This window comes from Paenibacillus sp. plas6 (assembly GCF_057221655.1).
The window spans coordinates 1,051,992-1,073,066 of sequence record NZ_CM170151.1; the positions used below are offsets into that span (position 1 = coordinate 1,051,992).

The 21,075-nt window shown below is 42.0% G+C and carries 9 protein-coding genes; 1 reads left to right on the forward strand and 8 read right to left on the reverse strand.

Features of this window, described 5'->3' with window-relative positions:
- Positions 1-15: 15 nt before the first annotated feature.
- The 8 genes from pgmB to AC2TDL_RS04875 all read right to left on the reverse strand — a co-directional run bounded on the left by pgmB (position 16) and on the right by AC2TDL_RS04875 (position 16,916).
- The gene (gene pgmB, locus AC2TDL_RS04840) at positions 16-660 is read right to left on the reverse strand and encodes a beta-phosphoglucomutase (protein ID WP_484699059.1); all 645 of its coding nucleotides are present in this window, start codon (positions 658-660) and stop codon (positions 16-18) included.
- 24 nt (positions 661-684) lie between these two features.
- On the reverse strand, positions 685-3,000 hold the full coding sequence (locus AC2TDL_RS04845) for a glycoside hydrolase family 65 protein (RefSeq protein ID WP_484699060.1): 2,316 nt from the start codon (positions 2,998-3,000) through the stop codon (positions 685-687).
- A 184-nt stretch (positions 3,001-3,184) separates the two neighbouring features.
- Entirely contained in the window at positions 3,185-10,105 is a 6,921-nt protein-coding gene (locus AC2TDL_RS04850; protein ID WP_484699062.1) for an S-layer homology domain-containing protein, read from the reverse strand.
- Positions 10,106-10,194: 89 nt separating this feature from the next.
- On the reverse strand, positions 10,195-11,649 hold the full coding sequence (locus tag AC2TDL_RS04855) for an ABC transporter substrate-binding protein (RefSeq protein WP_484699063.1): 1,455 nt from the start codon (positions 11,647-11,649) through the stop codon (positions 10,195-10,197).
- 124 nt (positions 11,650-11,773) lie between these two features.
- On the reverse strand, positions 11,774-12,646 hold the full coding sequence (locus tag AC2TDL_RS04860) for a carbohydrate ABC transporter permease (RefSeq protein WP_484699065.1): 873 nt from the start codon (positions 12,644-12,646) through the stop codon (positions 11,774-11,776).
- Positions 12,643-13,572: a carbohydrate ABC transporter permease gene (locus AC2TDL_RS04865; protein WP_484699066.1), complete on the reverse strand. Its 930-nt coding sequence runs from the start codon at positions 13,570-13,572 to the stop codon at positions 12,643-12,645. Before AC2TDL_RS04865 ends, AC2TDL_RS04860 begins: the two co-directional genes overlap by 4 nt.
- A 146-nt stretch (positions 13,573-13,718) precedes the next feature.
- Positions 13,719-15,053 (reverse strand): response regulator, encoded by a 1,335-nt coding sequence (locus tag AC2TDL_RS04870; RefSeq protein ID WP_484699067.1) that lies wholly within the window; start codon positions 15,051-15,053, stop codon positions 13,719-13,721.
- Positions 15,054-15,089: 36 nt separating this feature from the next.
- The gene (locus tag AC2TDL_RS04875) at positions 15,090-16,916 is read right to left on the reverse strand and encodes a sensor histidine kinase (RefSeq protein ID WP_484699068.1); all 1,827 of its coding nucleotides are present in this window, start codon (positions 16,914-16,916) and stop codon (positions 15,090-15,092) included.
- A 322-nt stretch (positions 16,917-17,238) separates the two neighbouring features.
- On the opposite strand from AC2TDL_RS04875, the gene AC2TDL_RS04880 reads away from it, so the two are divergent.
- Complete coding sequence (locus tag AC2TDL_RS04880; protein WP_484699070.1) at positions 17,239-21,036, forward strand: discoidin domain-containing protein; 3,798 nt, start codon at positions 17,239-17,241, stop codon at positions 21,034-21,036.
- Positions 21,037-21,075: the final 39 nt, after the last annotated feature.

Genomic DNA, 21,075 nt, shown 5'->3' on the forward strand with positions numbered 1-21,075 from the left:
CTTCCCGCTCCTTCCCTACAAATGTATAGGTAACAATTCGCTCAAATTTGCGACAACTTGATCTGCCTCGGAAAGTTGACTGACTTGACCTACGCCGATCACCTTCATATTTGCACGCTTGGCCGCTTCGACTCCCGCTTTTGAATCCTCAAACACCACGCAAAGTTCGGGCTCAACGTCTAAAGCACGACTGCCTAACAAAAACACCTCTGGATCAGGCTTCGCGCGAGAAGTATGATTGCCGTCAATAATGGCATCAAACCAATCCAGAATCCCTAGCTTATTTAAGATCATTTGCGCATTTTTACTGGCAGAACCAAGTGCAATTTTAATCCCCTGCTGCTTCAAGCTGCGAATCAGCTCCTTTGCCCCTGGCAACAAATCGGAGCTTTGCAAGCGTTGAATATAGGATACATACAGCTCATTTTTCTCCGTTAACAAAGCTTGCTTTTCTTCCTCATTCAGCTTGATATGACCAATTTCCAGCAAAATATTAAGAGATTCAACACGGCTGACTCCCTTTAACCGTTCATTATCCTCTTCTGTAAATGTAAAGCCTAGCTTACTTGCTAATTGCTTCCATGCGAGGTAATGGAATTTTGCAGTATCAACGATTACTCCGTCTAAATCAAAAATCGCTGCTTTTATTTGAGTTAACATTTTCTCACTCCTATACAATTTACGCTATGAAATTCGTACTTCACCTTTTTTCAGTTGAAGCTCAATAGGCTGCTGGGAAATATGAATGATTTCGCCATACACTTCAATTTCAATTGCTTGCGGCTGATTAGTTGTTATTCGTAAACGATCTTGAGTGACAACAACACTAACGATGCAATTCAAATACGTAAATTTAAATGAGTATTGATTCCAATGCTTAGGAATAATCGGGCTTAACTTCAAAACTTCGCCATCCGAGCGCAATCCGCCAAAGCCATATACGATATTTAACCATGCCGCAGCTAATGAGGTAGTATGCAAGCCTTCTCTTGTATTGCGATTGTAATTATCTAAATCAAGACGAGTGGCAAACTCAAAAAAGCGATAAGCCTGCTCCTCTTTTCCCAATTCAGCAGCAAATATCGAATGGATGGATGGCGATAATGACGATTCATGAATCGTGCGCGGCTCATAGTAATCATAATTTGCCTGCTTCACTTCTTGGGAAAATTCACTATTATATAAGAACATAAACATTAGCACATCGGGCTGCTTAACCATATCATATCGATACAATTTGTCATAAGACCACGAATGATATAATGGGAATTGCTCCACAGGGATAGTCGAAATATCGATATGCGGCATATTAAAGAAACCGTCATGTTGCTCATACAGCAAACGCTCCTCGTCATAAGGAATGCTCATATGCTCAGCAAGATATAACCAATGCTCTATTTCTTCATCGGTTACCTTCGTTTTTAAGCGCAGTTGTTCCAGCTCATCATTCGCTGCTTGCTTCATCTCCTCATAAACTGCTGCAGCAAATTCAAACATTTTTTTCGCCATAAAATTCAAGTAACAATTGTTATTCACCATCAATTGGAATTCATCTGGTCCCATCACGCCAAAGAAACCAAATAATTTCGTTTCTTGTCCCCATTGCCCGCGACTGGCATTAAATCGGTTAATGTGAATGAGCATTTCCATGCCTTCTCGATATAAAAATGCTTTGTCATTCATCATTTTTGTATAATGCCAAATGCCATAACCAACTGCCGTTCCGACTTGTAGCTGCAGGTTGGAATGCTGCCACAGATCGCAACTTTCCGTGCCGTCAATCGTAGCAATTGGATAAAATGCCCCGTCACAGCCAACGGCTTTTGCCCGCTCAATCGCATTTGGCAGAGAGCGATAGCGGAATTGCAACAAACTTTTCGCCGCAGTCGGATTGTTAAATAAATAAAATGGCAGACAATAGGTTTCCGTGTCCCAAAAAGCGAGTCCGCGATACGCTTCCCCCGTCAAACCTTTGGCACCAATATTAAAGCCTTCATTCTTCCCGTGATACGTCTGATAAAGCTGAAAAATACAAAAACGTATGCCTTGCTGATTTTCAGGATCACCGTCGATTTCAATATCTGATTTCTCCCAAACGTGCTGCCAAAATTTCGCTTGCTGCTCGCATAAGCTTTGAAAATCTAGCTCCTTCGTTTGTTTAGAAAGCTCAATGCATCTGTTCCAAACCTCTTCATCTGTAAGCTCTTGATTTTTATGCGCGACATTTGTCACCAATTTTTCAAAGGAGTATGACTCTCCTTTTCCGAGTCTAATCGTTCTTGCCAGTCCAATATATTGCTCCTGCTCTTTAATTAAAACTGAGGTAACTGCTTGCTCGTCATCATTAATGCTCATGCTGGCGCATAGCTGACTTCCTACCGTTTTCGTCTTGGCAAATCCTGTTACAACCCCTCCTTCAAAAGCATGCCGTTCTAATTTCCAAAACGATTGGTTCTGATCCTCATGAATCGTATTAAAATCGATTCCCGCTTCAATGACGACCTCTCCTTCAAAATCGATCGATTGCAGCGTAATCCGTTGTGCGCCAAGGTGTGAGTTGTTCATGCTGACAATTCGTTCAAAGCTAAGCTTAATTGTACCCCCTGCTTGTACATGCCATTGAAACTGGCGAGTATATACCCCTGTTTGAAAATCTAGCTTTCTTGAAAACTGCGAAAACTGGCTTTTTGCTAAATCTAATTGCTCGCCATCGGCAATAATTCTCGTATGGAGCCAATCTGCCGCATTTACCATAAAGCGCAGACTGCGAATCGTGCCTTTATAATGCGCTTGAACAGGAGTTTCTTCATAAACTCCATTAAAATAGCTGCCTATTAATTGATCTCCGCTATAGCCTTCATCAAAATAACCGCGAACCCCCATATATTCATTGCCAAGAGAAAAGATAGATTCAGAGACTCGGTTTCTCTCCATATGAAAGCCTTCTTCTACAACTGACCAAGGATCTACCTTTAAGTAACGATCCGCTATTTTTACCATCCTTTATCCCTCCATTTCACATCTATCTGTAGCATAAAGAAATTAGGAGGCGATAAGAATGTTCATTCAAACGAGAACTATGCGTGATTTTACGTAGTTTGCTTATTAGTAGTTTGCTTATTATAAGAAGAAGGCTGCTTGAATCATCAGGTTATCCTGAATTCAAACAGCCTTCTATTTCCTCTTAATTTTCGTCAAGTAGCTGCATCGCTACTAACAAGCGACCAAGTACAATTACAGCTTCAGCACGGGTTGCTTCTGCTTTCGGTGCAAAGCGTTGACCAAGCTGACCATTCATTAATCCTAGACTAACCATTTGATCAACTGCTGCTTTAGCCCAAGCGCTAACCTCTTGATAATCACGGAACGCATCTGCTGCTCCGTTGCTGCTATCGCTTACACCAAGCGCATTCGCTAAAATAACCGCCATTTGCTCGCGAGTGATTGTATCATTCGGATTGAAGCGAGCTTGACCAACACCTGAGACAATGCCATATTGCGCTGCGATCGATACCTCATTATAGAACCAATCGCTAGGAGCAATATCAGCAAAGCTGCTTGCGCTGTCTTCAGCAGTTAAACCAAGTGCACGTACAAGCAATGCCGTAAATTCAGCTCGAGTAATGGATGCTTGCGGTGCAAAACGCTCAGCAGACTTACCAAACACAATTCGCTTAGAAGCCAGTTGCTCGATTTCTTTTTTAGCCCAATGCGCTTGAACATCAGAGAACGTTTTATTTCCTTCAGCAACGACGAAAATGCCATTAACCGGACTTAAAATCGTCACCGTCGTTTTATTTCCTTGCACCGTAAAGCGCGCAGGAACATAACGAAGTTGCTTAGTCGTCGGATCATATACGAGTGCAGTTGAATTTGTCGGATCAAGCTTTTCATCCAGTGTAATGATATGCTGTATATAGTTACGTCCAAAGTTGGATAGCTCCGTCTGCTGCTCTCCTTGCTTCAACCACAATTGGAATTGAAGCGGCTCCCCAGCAACACGAAGACCCTCTGCTTCTGCTTGAAGTATGATTTCACTGCTTTGCTGCTCCGTGACATCGCTAATTTGCATTACCACTGTTCCGTCTTGTACATCTGTTGCAGCAGATTGACTAGACAATAGTTGTTTAATCCATTGCGCAACCTCTAGCGGCAATAGATAGCTTGCTTGATTTACGTTCATGACGATTGAAGCATTAGGATTTTGCTCTGCCGCAGCTATCAGTGATGCAAGCGGCAATTCAGCGACGCCTTGCTGATTTGCAGACAGTTCAATCATATCTTGTTGCTGCTCTAAGCCTTCTTTTAATTTTTGCTCATTATCCTCCAAGGAACCTGGTTGCGGTAACAACTCTGGAACATCAATTCCGCCAGGGTTACGTGGAGTAGTCGGCTCCTCATTAGCAAGTATATGAATGTTGAACTTATCTCCTGCAGCATTATGAATATTGCCCAGCTTCGTATTGCGAATCGCAACATTTTTGAAATTAATCGCACCTTTTACGGTTGAACCAATATGCACGCCAGTTAAACCTGCACCATCGATGACCATATTTTCAACGGTTACTTTTGCTTTTTTATCATTGATTGAGCCAAGTGTTCTTCCGCCGTCAACTGATAAACCATAATACGTGCTGTCAATAGCAGTATTTTGACGAATAATGACCTCAGTATCGATATCGCGATCGTAAGCATAGATCCAAATCGCTCCTGTATTGTAGCCCGCTCCTGCATCTTTGCTGCCAGTGCGAATGAGTGTATTGCGTTCAACAATAATTGTTCCTTCATATGGTGTCGGTGTAAATTTGGTAGAAACGGAAATACCAGAGCCATGTGTTACGGTATCCAACACGATATTGTCTTGAATCTTATGATTTTTACCGCCGAAAATGATGATATTATTCGCCAGCCAAGGAAGCTGAACTGTATTAAAGCGGTACGTATTATTTTCTGTGAAATCTGTCGGCACATTTTCTACAAATGACCACATCGCCATACCGTCATCGCCAGAATAACGAATATTCATATGCTCAGCCATACTGTTCTTCGTATTTACCGCAAAATTCATGCCGTCTGCCATCACATTTCGCACACGAGAGCCTGCAATGTAGAACTCATTTGTCGACAAATCGGTATTAAACTCATAGCCAAACTTGTTAATCGGACGAGTCAGCCATAAACCTGTTTTCGTATGCTCAATCCATACATGTTGAACGGTAGAGCCCGGACCGAATGCTCCCTCAAACCCATTCGTTTGTGCTTCATCGTCACGAACGCTAATTTTACCGTCAATCATTAGGTCATACACCTGAATATCGCTGCCATTGCCGAAAAATTTCGCTTCATTTAATTTCGTGTGCCACATACCCGCACCGCGAATCGTAATATCATCTAAAATAAGCAGGCCGTCACCAACCTCGAATGTTCCTTCTGGGAACCATACACCTTTATCCTCTTCCTTCGCTGCTTCCATTGCAGCTCGGAAAGCATCGGTATCATCCAGTCCGTCATTCGCCACCGCGCCAAAATCAGTGACTGACAAGAAGCCTTCAGGCATTTCATATGGATCAGGCACTAACTCCAAATCTACTAAATCGATTATATAATAGTCCGCATCGTCTCCATCGCGAACTTCCAGTCGAACTGTAGCTCCTGCAGGAATATCTCCGATCAACGCCTGTACATCATCGAAGAAGCGATGCGCACTGCCTTGCTTAGGATCATTTGACCATGGATAGTTGCCATACACCCAAGCGTACTTGGAAGTCAGCGTTAGTTCAGTACGGAATTCATCATTGACGTATACGCCTAACGTCGCTTCAATACCATCTCCTTGCAGCGCATCTGGAATAGAGTAACGCACGACGATAGAGTTGGCAGGTTTTGCAGCTTCAAATTCCACATAATGTCCTGTCTGATCAAGCTTCACTGCTTGCCGCCCAGAAGCCTCGGATGCAACGTCTAAATACACCCTTGATGGACCAATTAAACTGCCGTTAGTATCCATATGCTCTGCCTCATAGGTAATATACGGCAATGTCGCTCCGCGATAAGCTAAGTTCACATTATTTTCGATTATGACTGCATCGATTTCGACTTGACCATTGCCTGTATCAGCATCCGTTTTTTGCAATGTAAGCGAGTTGTATCCTGTACGAAGCGGCAATGTTACTGCGAGCTCCTGCCAGTTTCCTTTGCCAGTTGGAGCAAATTCAAGCTGATCCAGCACAATACCATTTACAAGCAGGGTCAGTGCTTCTGTCTCGCTTGTTGGATTGCTGTATACGATGTTCGCTTCATAATTTGCTTGCTGTTGTCCATTTACTGCCAAAATAAGACGCGCACCAATTTCCGCAAAACCAGTTGCTACTTCTGAACCGCGAGGCAGACCTGAGGCAGCAAGCTTCGTTGTTGCTCCGCCAGCAAGGAATGCTCTCTCCGCCTCATAACGTACTGTTCCTGCGATTGGCTCGAGCATCCATAAGGAGGCAACATCCTCTGCCGCACTCACATTGATTTGATCGCCAGCCTGTGTTAACCACAGTCCTGCTTCTGCCACACTTTCCAGCTTTTGATAACCAAGCAAGTGATGAACTTTCCACTGTGCGCCTACATCAATACTTCCTGTGGTTGGTTGTTTGACTAACGATAGTCCGCTATCTGTCAATTGCAGCAGCTCTCCCGTTGCTTTGTTTTCAAGCAGCTTATGTCCGTTATAATCCTGCAACAACCAGTGAGATTGCTCATTGTCTGCAAGCTCTGCTGCATTAGCAAGCACAACCTCTTGATCTTGTGCAACCAGCAACTCTCCTGATTGCTTATTTATGAGATGAACATAGTTGGAATCAGCTAAGCTTACATTGACCACAGCAGTGCTTGGCTGCTCTTGAGCAGGCGGCGTTACCGCATCAACTGGGGCAGCTTCAAATATCCAATGCAAGCTCGTTTCAGACGTCAATTGCAGCCCGCGTTCAGGATAACCTGCATTAGACAACGTATGCAAGTACTCATCATTATATCCGGCGTAATTGCTGCGAATTAAATACGCATCACCAATTGGTGCTCCTTCTACAATCCAATGTGTCTCTTGAGCATCCACATCCTGAATGGTTTCGACATATTGATAATCTGGCGTTAGGGCAATATACATGCCTGTTGCGCGGTTTTTCAACTGTTGCACACCATCGACACTTTCAATAATCCAATGGGAGTAAGCATTATCTTCCTCAGACTGTCCATATACGACGATATTTTGCTCAGTCTGTATTAAATATTGATTGTTGGCAGCATTTTTAATGCGAATTGGTTCAGTAGGAAGCACGAGCTGTCCTGCTGGAATGCCCTCGATTACGAACTGACTGCTGTCATCATCTGCAGTTGCATGCTCGATTTGCTGCACATGTCCGAGCTGATCCTTTACCGATAAGAAACGCCAAGGATTCCACAGGTTTTTAAATTGGACATGCCCAGGCGCAGCCGCTTCTTCAATAAACCATTTTGGACTAGCCGATCCCCATTCCAACTCAAAATGTTCAACGCTAATCGGTGAACTTGGATCATCTCTGTCCATAAATTCAATATTTATAAAATGTCCAGTTGCACGATTGCGCACATATTGCGCACCATCACCGGCATCCTCTAAGAACCAATGAGAGCGTGAGTCGGCAATATCGATATCGCCATATTTTAATTGCTTATCTTCTTCATACCAATACTGATTAGAGTCTTTATTTTTAATGCGAATATAAGGTGAAAGATTCGGTGCATCTTCCAAGGCAAACCATTTACTTTGCTCAGCTTCTTCACTGACAAGCCCAGCAGAACGGATTCTTTGCAAATGACCAAGCTCATCTCTTGTTGTTAAATAATGATCATTGGTCCAGCCGCTCTTCAATGCAATAAAATCTCCATCCTCCTCAACAATCCATTTATGACTTGCCCATGAAGGCTCTGCCTCAATACTGCGCACGGCAATTTCCGTAATCTCAATTTCCGATTCATCAGGTCCAGCAGGCTGCATAGACAAGAAATGACCTGTTGCGCGGTTACGAATGACTTTTTGACCGCCGCCAACTTCTTCAATCAGCCAGTGTGAATTGAAGTCATTTTCATCAGGAGTGCCGTATTTTACAATTTCCTCATCTTCATATAAATACATATCTAACGTATTACTGCGAATCCGTACATACTTAATGTCGTCATCGCTTACATTCAGAAACTGCCATTTTGGACTGCCCCAATTCGGATTAATTGTGCTATATTCGACATATTTCGTTAAATTTTGCAAATTCAGATACGATTGTTGCTCAGCAACATTATTCAGATCGCGAGCGCTCCAAATATTTTTAGCGCCGCCATTATCTTTAATCCGCCATAATACTTGCTGTAATTCGGCCTCGTCTAATTCATCAATATTAATCGCTGACAGCGGAATATGCCCTGTCGTTTGGTTTAATAAATTCAAGTAATGACCAGTTGCACGATTTTGGATCAAGTTGCGACCATGATAACGGGTAATAATCCATTGTGCGCGCTGATCTGTTGGACTTGCATTGCCGTATTTCAATTCTTGATTTTCATCCTCGTACAGATACATACTGTTCCATGCGTTGCGAATTTGTACGATTTGCGGTTCACCGCCGCCGCTAACGGATGAATCTTCAATATACCATTGTGCCGCACTTTCCGTCGGAGCAATATCTCCTGCTTGTGCAAAGCCCAGTTCTCCTACAATATGGATAAATTGCCCTTCTAGTAAACTATTTTCGATGCTGACAAAATTGTCGTACAGATCCGATTCATTGAACTTCCAACGACCTGCTTCTGCTTCAGCCAACACCTCTAGCGGATCGTCAGCATTGGTGATGTTGTCCGCCGTGATATACTTGCCTGTCCATAAATTGCGAATTCTTTTTTCATCGTTATAATCTTCGATTACCCATTGATAGGCAGCATTGCCAGACTCTAATGCACCATACATGACCTTTCCATCTGCTTCATATAAATACACCTTGCTGCTTTCATCGCCAATATCACGGTAATTGACAAGTCTGACTGGCTGAACCACTGGTGCAATTTCGATGCGCCACTGTGCGTTATCATTGCCGACATTCGACCAATCGTTGGAGCGAACATAAATATCTTCAAATTGTGTATTTAACACATAGTTGCCCTGAGGAATATCATCAGGTGTTGATTCTGTATTTTCCAATGGAAACACATTCGTAAAGGTTACAAATTGTTCATCTGCTGCGCTTGCCATAATCCATTGGCTTTTTAAGCTGTCAGTTGATGGCTTGGCTATAATCTGCGCCCAAAATGTGCCCTGTGTAATGACATTGCCTGTTAGAGCGTTGCGCAGCTCAACGATTTGCGCCCCTTCTTCTCCATCAGAGAGGACATCCACATACCAGTGAGAACTGACATCATTGTAGCTAGGCTGTCCATATTGAATCTTGCCTAAATCTTCGCCTTCCTCAGTCACCTCATACAAATAGGCTTGACGATATTTGTTGTAAATTCGCACAGCCTGTGAAGTTGGTGCGGCTTCAAATGACCATTGCGGGCTTTCCCATTCGGCACCGATATCACCGCTTACCTGTGCATAGCCGAGCTGATCCTCTTGATGAATAAAATACGTTTCATTCGCAAACTTGGCACTGCGAATCGTATATTGTCCTTCACGGTTAATCGCAGGCTCGATAATCCAAGCTGTCTCGCTTGAGGTTGCTGTTTCACCAGTCGTTAGCATGCTGCTGCGTCCTGTCACCTCTGCAACTGTAATATAATGTCCAGTTGCACGATTGCGAATAACTGCGGCATTGCTATCAGTCGTCGACTCTTCAATGACCCAATGTGAGCTTGGATCGGTGGCTGCTGTAAAACCGTAACGAATAACAGCGCTTTCATCCTCGTACAAATAATTGCCTGTCCACTTGTTTTTAATTCGTACATACTCAGCATCTATATCTGCTGGTATTGCTTCAGCTCTGACAACATTCGATTCGTTTAATGGAGAAATGCCTCCAACCATCATTGCAGACAGCACCATAATAACTGTCATCAGCATCGCTATCTTCTTGCTAAGCTTCTTGTCCAACACCATCTAACCCTCCTAAACGTTTAATAAATAACCTCCTTCAGGTTATTTGAACAATTCCTGAAGGAGGTCTTCTTGCTAATTGGATCAAGCAATTACAGCTCGATTAAATCATAAAATTTTTCTTGTACTAATCTTGCAGCTAAATCTAGTTGTTCTTTTAGATTTGTATTTTTGTTAGAGAACACCTCTTGAATAACATTGGTCATTGTTCCGTAGTAATCCTGAGTATTATATTGAGATTCTGGTTTACCGTCGATTAGCTCAAGTGTTTCTGCTGCATATTGATAAACGTTTTCGTATTTATCAAACAATGCTTTTTCCTTCTGACCGTATTCAGAATCTGGTTTATAGTAGTTCAAAACTGCAGGAACATAGAATTTATTGTCATTTACACGCTCTTGAATATTGCGCTCAAGTGATTCCAGACCTTTATCGGAGAAGTAGTCAAAAGTAGCGTAATAGAAGGCAATTCGTCTTTCATCCTCTGTTGCATTAGGGTTAATAACTAGATAGTCACCGCCTAATACGCCATAATGTTTACCGCCTGCCTCAGAGACTGGTATTGGGTATACTAAAATATCTTCAGGGTTCATGCCGCCTTGGTTCAGCGCTTGATCAACAGGTGCGTCTGGACCAGCAATGACCATCGCTGTTCTGCCTTGTGCAAAGGAGCCTACAGCATCGCCCCAGCCTAAAGCCCAATCTTGAGGAATTGCATCAGCTTCCCATTTCAGTGCTTTATAGTATTCTAGCGCCTTCAAACCTGCATCAGAATTAAATGTAGCTGTTACTTTGCCATCTTTAATATCTTGAATGTCTCCGCCAGCAGTAAATAGGAAGTTAGTCCAGTTCCAGCCTGCTTCATTCCCTTTACCCATTGGCGCGATACCAGAAATACCAGCTTTAGGATCTGATACAGCTTTAGCTGTTTCCAGCATTTGATCCCATGTCCAGTTAAACGGAGGAAGCGGGACATTCTTTTCATCTAACAATTTTTTGTTAAGAACAACTGCAGTAGAGTAACCTTTTTGTGCAATACCGTACACTTTGCCATCAATAATGAATAGATTTTGCAGGATCGGATTCATTTGATCTTTGTACTCGTATTCATTGTATAGGTCTGTAATGTCGGCAGCCCAGCCTTTCTCAGCTAAAAACTTACCTTCGGTAGCGTACGTATTAAACAAGGTTGGTGCTTCGTTAGCAGCCATCTTAATACCAATTTCATTCGGGTTATATTGCCAATCGCTTTTTATAATTTCAACATTAGGAAACACTTCATTAAAGCGTCTAATCTTGTCATCCTCAAGCGCACGTGCCTCAACAAGATCAGGCGTCGGATAATAAATGCTAATCGTAACCTTTTTCTGTGTGATATCGTCTTCTGCAGGAGCTGGGGTATTGTCCGTAACAGGTGCTTGCGTATTGCTAGAATTGCTAGAGTTCGTATTGCCTCCATTCCCGTTGCTGCCGCTATTGCTGCTGCAAGCTGAAGTTATAAGTGATAAAGCCAACAACGTCGTTAAAGCAATGGTTCGTTTTTTCATCATCATTTCCCCTTTTTTTCAAAATTTAACTTACATTTACATCATAATGAAAGGTTCGTTATCATGCGATGTGCATATCTATGATATTCATGTGTAAATTTAAGCACATCTTTATTAATTTTAGCTATCCCTTAACGCTGCCCATATGCAATCCTCTTAAAATAAACTTTTGGAAGAAAAGAAAGATTACAATTGGTGGAAGCATTACAATCGTTAAAATTGCAAACTTAATATTGGTATCTAATCGGCGCGCATTAAGCACAAAATCTTTGATCGCTACAGATAATGGTTTATTTTCTTGACTCAAAATGAAGCTTGGCCAGAACCAGTCGTTCCAGGCAGTAGAAAATATAAAAATGGACAGCGTAGCGAATATCGGCAGTGACAACGGCAAGGCGATCTGAAAAAATGAACGTACCTCCGATGCACCGTCAATTCGTGCAGATTCAAAAATTTCAATATGAATTTCGTCAATAAACGATTTTAACAATAAGAGAAAGAAGGCATTTGCACCAGCAGGCAGCCATATTGCTGCAAACGAGCCCATTAATCCTAAATCTTTCAAATTAATGAAGTTCGGAATCATATACGTCGTTGCTGGAATGAATAATGTAATTAAGAAATAATAATAGATGCCAGTTCTAAAAGGAACCTTCATTTTAGAGAGCGCATAGGCTGCCAGCCCTAGTACGACTACAACTACGATTAAGTTTCCGACAAAAAGGATAACTGTATTTCTAAAATAATACGTCAGGTCAACATAATTCCAGGCAGTCACGTAGTTTTCAAAATGCCATTCACGCGGAAAAAACGTCGGCGGGAAACGATTAACCTCCGTATTTAATTTCAAACCATTTAACAATGAAATTAATATCGGATAGATCATACAGCACATCATCAGCAAAATGATGAGATACATGACAACATACGCCAAGCGTGTTGAAGGTCTTTTCAAATCATAATTCGACATAATGCCGCGTTCTTTAGCTTGCTTCATGATTGATCGCCTCCTTTGTTATTCAATCGATATTGCACAATAGCGAGTATGCTTAGGGCGATAAACATAAGCACCCCAAGTGCCGAAGCTACACCATAATCTTGACGAACAAAGGCATAACGAACAATTAGTAAAGCATAGGTAAGCGTTGCATTGTTTGGTCCTCCGTCTAGCATCGCATATTGGGTTTGAAAACCCTGCGATGTTGCGATTAACTGAAGGACAAGCAAAAGAATAATTTGATTGCGAATCGCTGGCAGCGTAATATGACGTACCCGTTGCCATATTCCCGCTCCATCAATTTCTGCCGCCTCATACCAATCACGCGGCACACTCAGTACGGCTGCTAAATAAATGAGCATCGCTGAGCCAAAGCTTTGCCACGTTTCCATAATGACAATGGAAATCATAGACCAGCTTCGATCTACTAAAAAGTTAACCTGATCAATTCCGAAAAACTCCAACACTGCATTAATTGGTCCTACAGGATCGTATAACCAGCGCCAAACTCCGTATAACACAACGAACGGAACAACATACGGCAAATACGCTGCTACTCTGGCAAAGCCTTGAAATCTTCGCATTTCCGAAATACATAATGCGAAAAATATCGGAACCCAAAAACCGATTACAAGCGCTAAGCCCATGTAATATAACGTATTTTTTATTGAAGTTAGTACATCAGGATCAGAAAAAATCGTGCGATAATTGGCAAGCCCAACAAATGAATTGCCTTTTACGAAATCAATCGAATAAAAGCTGTTTAATATCCCTTTGGAAATTGGAAGCCACAGAAACAGTGCAAAGATAACAAGTGCGGGCAGAACAAACAATACTCCCCATACATATCTCTTCCAGTTCGTAAACTGCTGTTTCTGTGGCCTATTAGTTTTTATGGATAATTCAATGTTATTCGCATTTTTCATGCAGCTCCCTCATTCCATCAGTAAATCTACCTTGCCTGTAAGATGAGTTCAATGCCGGCTAATTGAGCATCATCTTAGAATAACTTCATTGTAGATAACTGAATATGGAAAAACGAGGTGTGAATCTATGAAAATCATAGGCGATTTTACTTCTTCATTTCTGACGGACTAATCCCGAAATATTTCTTGAAAATTTTGCTGAAATGCTCAGGTGATTCATAGCCGACTCGCTCAGCGATTTCATATCGACGCAAATCCGTATTTAACAATAGTCGTTTGGACTCCTCCATCCGCAACTTAACAACGTATTCCCACAAATTGTAGCCCGTAATTTTTTTGAACAAATAACTTAAATAGTTCGGGCTGACATGATTTTTTTGCGCAATTTCATTTAAAGTAAGCCCTTTTTGCCCGTAGTTTTGCTCAATATATTCGCGGCAGCGGGTCACAATTAAATTGTTCTGTTCAGCCAGCTCCACTTCACTTGGCTCATTCTCCTGCAGTACGCTCCATCTAAAATCACCGAAATAAAACACATAATGATCTTGATAGCTGCGACTCCAATTTAATGCTTTTTCAGCTTGGCTATGTGCCTCATGAATAAATTCAATCCCTCTAAAAATTTGGCTTATCCCTACTACTGAGGATAATCCTAAATATTTTTCGACATTATGATGCAGACTTCTGCCAATCATCTCAAGCTGATTGATATGATTAACCGTCGCTTGCTCGTATTTCTCCTCGCTCCATTCGATAATCATTGTAATTTGTCCTGCATCGTCTTCAAACAAGCTGTGCCTCCAGTGCTGATCGAGCAGCTCTGCCGCAATATTAAGCGTCGCATAACGCAGCAATCTCAGATCTTGCAGCGAGTGGTTTTGCTCCTGTTCACGGCTTGGTTTAAGCAATAATTTAATAACCGCAAAATACGGCCCTTGCAAATAAGTTTGATGACGACCGGCAAGTTCTTCAAGCAGACTTGCTGCTGTCTCATCCTGCTGTGTTAAGCGGATAAGCAACTGATCGCGTTCTGGCTGCGACGCTTTCATACGAAAACTTTCATTGTTTCCCATCTGGGCAATGAAATCTTCCTGCTCCTGCTCTTTCTTATTAATATGAAGCAAAATATGCCGTACGGAAGCAAGCAAATGCTCGCTGTTCAGCGGCTTGATTAAATAATCCTTCGCCCCTAGCCGCATCGCTTGTTGGGCATATTGAAAGGTTTCATGAGCTGAAATAATAATGACTTCTATCCACGGCTTAATAATTTTCGCCTGCTGCATCAGTTCGATGCCGCTCATCGAGCCCATCTGAATGTCGGTAATGAGTAAATCAATCGATTCCAAACGTATATAGTCAAGTGCCTCATAGCCGCTTAACGCTGTAAAGACATGATTGACGGGTATGCCAGAAGAGCCAAGCAAATTGCTTAATCCCTGACAAATAAGTGGCTCATCATCAACAATTAGTATATTGTACATCAGGCAACATTCCTTTCTCTGTTAATGATTTACATACTATTGAGGCTGCTGTTCATATACAACTGGAAGTATAATTGTAGCAATTACCCCTCCGCCTTCTCGCTCACGATAACGCAATCCATAACTTGCTCCAAAATGCAGTTGAATCCGTTGGTGAATATTACGAATGCCGTAGCCGAGTTGAGGGTTTGGCTGCTCTTCATATAACAATTGTTCAATCGCTGTTATATTAATTTGCTTGTATCCATTATCTTCTACTTTAATAATGACACGTTCTCCCTCCATTTCAGCAGAAATATGGATTTCTCCATCGTCACCCATTTGCTTAACGCCATGATTGATTGCATTTTCAATCAGAGGCTGCAGCGTAATTTTAGGAATTAAACTTCCTTTAACGGAATCAGCGATATGCCAGCTCACTTGAAACTCATAATTATAACGTTGCTGTTGCAAGTGAACATACGCATGTGCATGTTCCAGCTCTTCAGCAAGCGTAATCAGCTCCCTGCCCCTGCTTAATCCAATTTTCATTAATTTAGACAGTTCTTTAATCATGTACGCAGTTTCCTCACTGCCCTCTAACTTACTTTTCCAATAAATTGATTCTAATGTGTTGTAAAGCAAATGCGGATTAATTTGCTGATAAAGCAGTTGCAGTTGAAATTCCTTCTCTTTAATGTCCATTCGATATTTGTAATGAATAAGTGCATTAAGTCTGCGTGCCATATCATATAACGAAGTCATTAGAATGCCAATTTCATCTTTGCGATGTTTAGAAGTTGTTTCAGGAACAATTTTGCCTGGCTCATATGTGCGTACAAAGTATGCCAGCTTTTGCAGCGGGCGCATTAATGAACGCCAGAAATAAATAAGTATTATGCAGCATAGCAACATATAGGCTACGGTAATCAGTTGAATTACCCGCTTCAGCTCATTTTGCTGTTTAAGCAGCGACTGTATCGGAATTTCATAGATAAGTCGTTGCCCCGATTGTTCGTATTGACTCATCACATATATGGCATTGTCGGTAATTAACTCGCTTGTGTAAAAGCTTGCTTCATCATCTATCGGCGGCTTCATCAATTGTTTTTCCAGCAGTTGCTGCGGTATTTCCAATTGCCCTCCAATTTGCTCAGGCGTAGTTGAACTTAAAATGCGATTATTTTCATCCACAAAATAAATCGAGCCATTCGGCAAAGACACAGATTGCAATGATTCTGCTAACTTAATATCCATTTTTATTGCTACAAGCACACCTATGTATTGCTTGCCGTTATTAATGTTACCAACCGCCCGAATATGCGCTAATGTGCTGATGGTAGAATATCCCGCTTTTATATTGATAATATCCATATATCCTCTGCCGCGCTTACGAATCGCTTCATCAAACCATTGCGGTTTCGTCACATCATTATAAAACCGTACCCCGTATTGCTGAAACTGCTGTTTAGGCACAAAATAAAACAGTTCGTTCGGATCATAAATATGCAGCGAATAATAGACTGCCTCACCGCCATTGATCGGAATCGAGTAGCTTGCCAGCAGTCGATCTAAATTATCGTATTTCCGTACTCGCTCAATCACACTTTCATTTTCACTTGGAATAATTTGCTGCGTAAATGGATGTTGAATAATGGCTGAAGTAATTTTATTCACTGTATCAATATCACGGTGAATGATCGAGTGATTTTGCTTAATTAATTCGACATAGGCATTGGTTACATGATTTTTCAACAGCTCTTCAGCCTGATCATTGCCATACCAATGCAATAATAAAATTGGACATACCATAATGAGAAACAATAAAATCAACTGCTGCTTAATATTCATTCTCGTCAATGGATTAATAATAATGTGCCGCATGTCCATATCTCCCTGTCGAAGCTTTGTTTAATTAACAACTCTTTACTTGAACTATATCAAAAAAACAATAAGGCGAGTGTAGCTAATATTAAGCAAATTACGAATCTCACAAAAGAAAAAATCGTAGAAATGCACACACTTTCAACACGTTGTAAACGTTGATTTTGGCAATGTGAATCCGTTTACATTTGCATAATAATAGACATGTTCATCGTAGCATCGCTCATTGGGATTCCGATTAATTTTGCGTATGCTAAACTTGACAAGCAAGGATGCGCTTACATGAAAAAAATTTTTAAAAAATTAAGAAAGGATGAAAGGAATGAAGAAAAAACTCAAATCATGGTGCATCTCTATCTTCGCTTTGATGTTATTTCTCTCACAACTTAATCTTGCGCCTGCTGTGTTTGCTGACGGTGACAGTAATCTGGCAGCAGGCAAGCTCATAACAGCCAGCAGTTATACCGACGTCTATCAAGCCAGCAATGCAATTGACGGCAACCAAGGCAGTTATTGGGAAAGTCAGAACAATGCTTTTCCGCAATGGATTCAAGTTGATCTTGGCAGCTCAGCAACCATCAATAAGCTTATCTTGAAGCTGCCTGCAAGCTGGGAAACACGCACGCAGCAGCTTACTGTTGAAATCAGCTTAAACGGCTCAGCTTACAGCACCGCAGCTTCTTCTAACAGCTATACGTTCAATCCAGCTTCCAATAACATCGTCGAAATCCCACTATCTTCTATGGAGGCAAGATATGTCAAACTTACCTTTACTGGCAATACAGGTTGGCCGGCGGCACAACTGTCTGAGCTGGAAATTTACGGTCAATATCAATCTAATGATCCGCAAGGCGTCTATCAAGCCGAACTTGCCAGCCTTTCTAATGGCGCGAAAGTAAATAACGATCACACAGGTTATACTGGCAGCGGCTTTGTTGACGGCTATTGGATTCAAGGAGCAACCACGACTTTCACTGTTCAAGTTGCAGCAAGCGGTCAATACGATGTCGCATTAACATACGGCAATGCAACTGGCTCAAGCAACACGCTCAGCATTTATGTTAACGGCAACAAAATCAAACAAACGGTATTGCCTAATCTTGCGAACTGGGATAGTTGGAGCAGCAAAACTGAAACATTAAGCCTGCTTGCGGGCAGCAATACGATATCTTACGTCTACGATAACGGAGATAGCGGCAATGTAAACCTCGATAAAATTACGATTACACCTTCAACAAGTACTAGCCCGACTCCGAGCCCGACACCAACTGTGACACCAACACCTACTCCTACGTCAAGTCCAACACCTACACCAACGACTACTCCACCGCCAACCGATAATATTGCGCTCAATAAACCAATCAACGCCTCTTCGTTCATTCACATTTATGAAGCTAGTCATGCGAATGACGGCGATCTGGAAACTTACTGGGAAGGCGGAGGCAATCCTAGTCATATTACAGTGGACTTGCAAGCTCAATACTCAATTAGTTCGCTTACGATACGTTTGAATCCTGCTCAAATTTGGGCTGCACGAACACAAACCATTGAAATTTTAGGCGCAAGCAGTGATTCATCACCATTCACTACGCTGGTTAGCGCTCAAAACTATACCTTTAATCCAAACAGCGGCAATCTCGTAACGATTCCTGTCAGTGCCACTGTTCGTCAAGTACAAGTTAAAATTACAAATAATACTGGAGCGCCAGCAGGTCAAATCGCTGAACTGGAAGTATATGGAACACCTGCTCCTAATCCAGATTTGGTGATTGAAAACATGTCTTGGACACCTGCTTCGCCGCTTGAAAGTGACAATATTACGTTGCAGGCAACGGTGAAAAATATCGGTACATTAAGCGCAGCAGCTTCAACAGTAAACTTCTATGTCAACCAAGTGCTTGCAGGCACAGCCAGCGTCGGTGCACTTGCAGTAAATGCTTCACAAACGGTCACATTATCGATCGGTGCAAAGGATGCAGGAGACTATACGATTAGCGCAGTCGTAGATGAAAATAACGTCATTAATGAACAAAATGAAAGCAATAACAGTTATACGAGCAGCAGCCAATTAACCGTTAATCCTATTCCAAGCTCCGATCTCATCACAACGACGACTTGGAATCCAAGCAATCCGAGCAGCGGCAATCAGCTTTCCTTCATTGTTACGTTAAAGAATCAAGGCAATATCGCAACAGGCTCAGGACCTCATCAAGTAACAGTTACGTTACGCGACAGCAATAATGTCGTCGTACAAAGCTGGACCAGCTCATATCAAGGTCAGCTTGCGCCAAATGCAACCGCGACATTGCAGATCGGAAACTGGACTGTAGTAAATGGCAACTATTCCGTAACGACGACGGTTAGCGCAGACAGCAATGAAGTTCCGCTTAAACAAGCGAACAACAGCAGTGCAGCTAGTCTGTACGCTGGGCGCGGGGCGAATATGCCGTTTACGATTCTTGAAGCTGAAGCAAGCTCCAATACGACCAATGGCACAATTCTTGCACCAAGCTATGCGCCAGGCACGTTTGCAGGTGAAGCTTCAGGACGTTCTGCTGTTTATTTGGATGCACAAGGTGAATATGTTGAATTTACATTGACTTCTCCTGCCAATGCATTTGTGTTACGCAATGCGATCGCAGAAAATACTAGCGGAACTATCAGCTTATATGTGGATAACGTATATAAAGGAAAGTTTAATGTTAGCTCCAAATTTGCTTATGTATACGCATCGCCAACTACATTAGGTGAACTTGGCTATAACAATTCACCAACTTCATCAGGCTCAACGGCATACTGGTTATACGAAGACGCACAGCTATTGTTGAATGAAGTGTTCCCTGCAGGCAGCAAAGTAAAAATTCAAAAGGACAGCGGTGATGTTCCGTGGATCTACGTTGATATGATCGAAACAGAAAATGTCGCTCCGCCTGCACAAAACCCTGATCCAAACAAATATGTTGAAGTTTCCGCGACAAAATCAATCGAGCAAGCGCTTTACGAATTTAGAGAGGACAGTTCTAAGCTAGGAATTTTTATCCCTGCTGGGGAATGGGAAATGAATAGTAAAATTTACTTGTATGGCAGAGCTACTGAAATTATCGGTGCAGGTCCATGGCATACAAAACTTGTCGCTCCGCAAAATCAAACGAACACTGATATCGGCTTTAATATTAGCTCATCTGCAAACGGTACAACGATAAAAGACTTGTCTGCATGGGGCAACTACGTCTATCGAATCGACGGACCAGGTAAATTTATTGATGGCAATAACATGCAAAATGTAACGATTGAAAATTTGTGGGTTGAGCATTTCATCTGCTTATATTGGGGCGTTAACTCTTCCTACAACGTATTTAAAGATAATCGTATTAAAAATGTGTTTGCTGACGGCATCAATATGACAAATGGGTCTTCCTACAATATTATTGATAACAACTACGCGCGCGGTACTGGCGACGATTCCTTTGCATTATTTAGCGCGATTGATGCAGGCGGCAGCTATAATGTCGGCAATCAATACACGAACTTAACAGCAACGAACGTCAGAAGAGCAGCAGCCTTCGCGGTTTATGGCGGTTCAGGAAACGTATTCCAAAATCTATACGCAGCAGATACGCTCACTTATCCAGGGATTACGATTAGCAGTCTGAGCTTCGGCTATAACACCTTAGGTTTTGGCGACCAAGATACGATTATTGACGGCGCTACATTAGATCGTACAGGCGGAGATTTCTGGACTAGTGTTGGTGCAGATGATAAAATTAACGACTATCAAAACTTCGGGGCGATCTGGTTCTTCGGCGGCGACCGTACGTTCCAAAATATTTTGGTAAAAAATGTGGACATTAATCAACCGATTTACTTCGGCTTAATGTTCCAAACGAAATCACCTGAAAATTTAGATATGCAAAATGTACGCGTAGAAAATGTAAACATCTATCAGCCAGGTCGTTATGGCATTAAGCTGGTAGTCAGTGCAGAGCAAGGACAAGGTCCAGTAAGAGGTTCGGCAAGCTTCAAAAACGTTAAAATCTATCAACCGGGGGTAGCATCTATCTACGGTGAATCAGGCAGTCCGAACTTTACCGTTATTCGATTAGAAGGAAATAACTGGTAATTATTAGTTAAGCTTATAAGTACAGCTTCTTTTCAAATT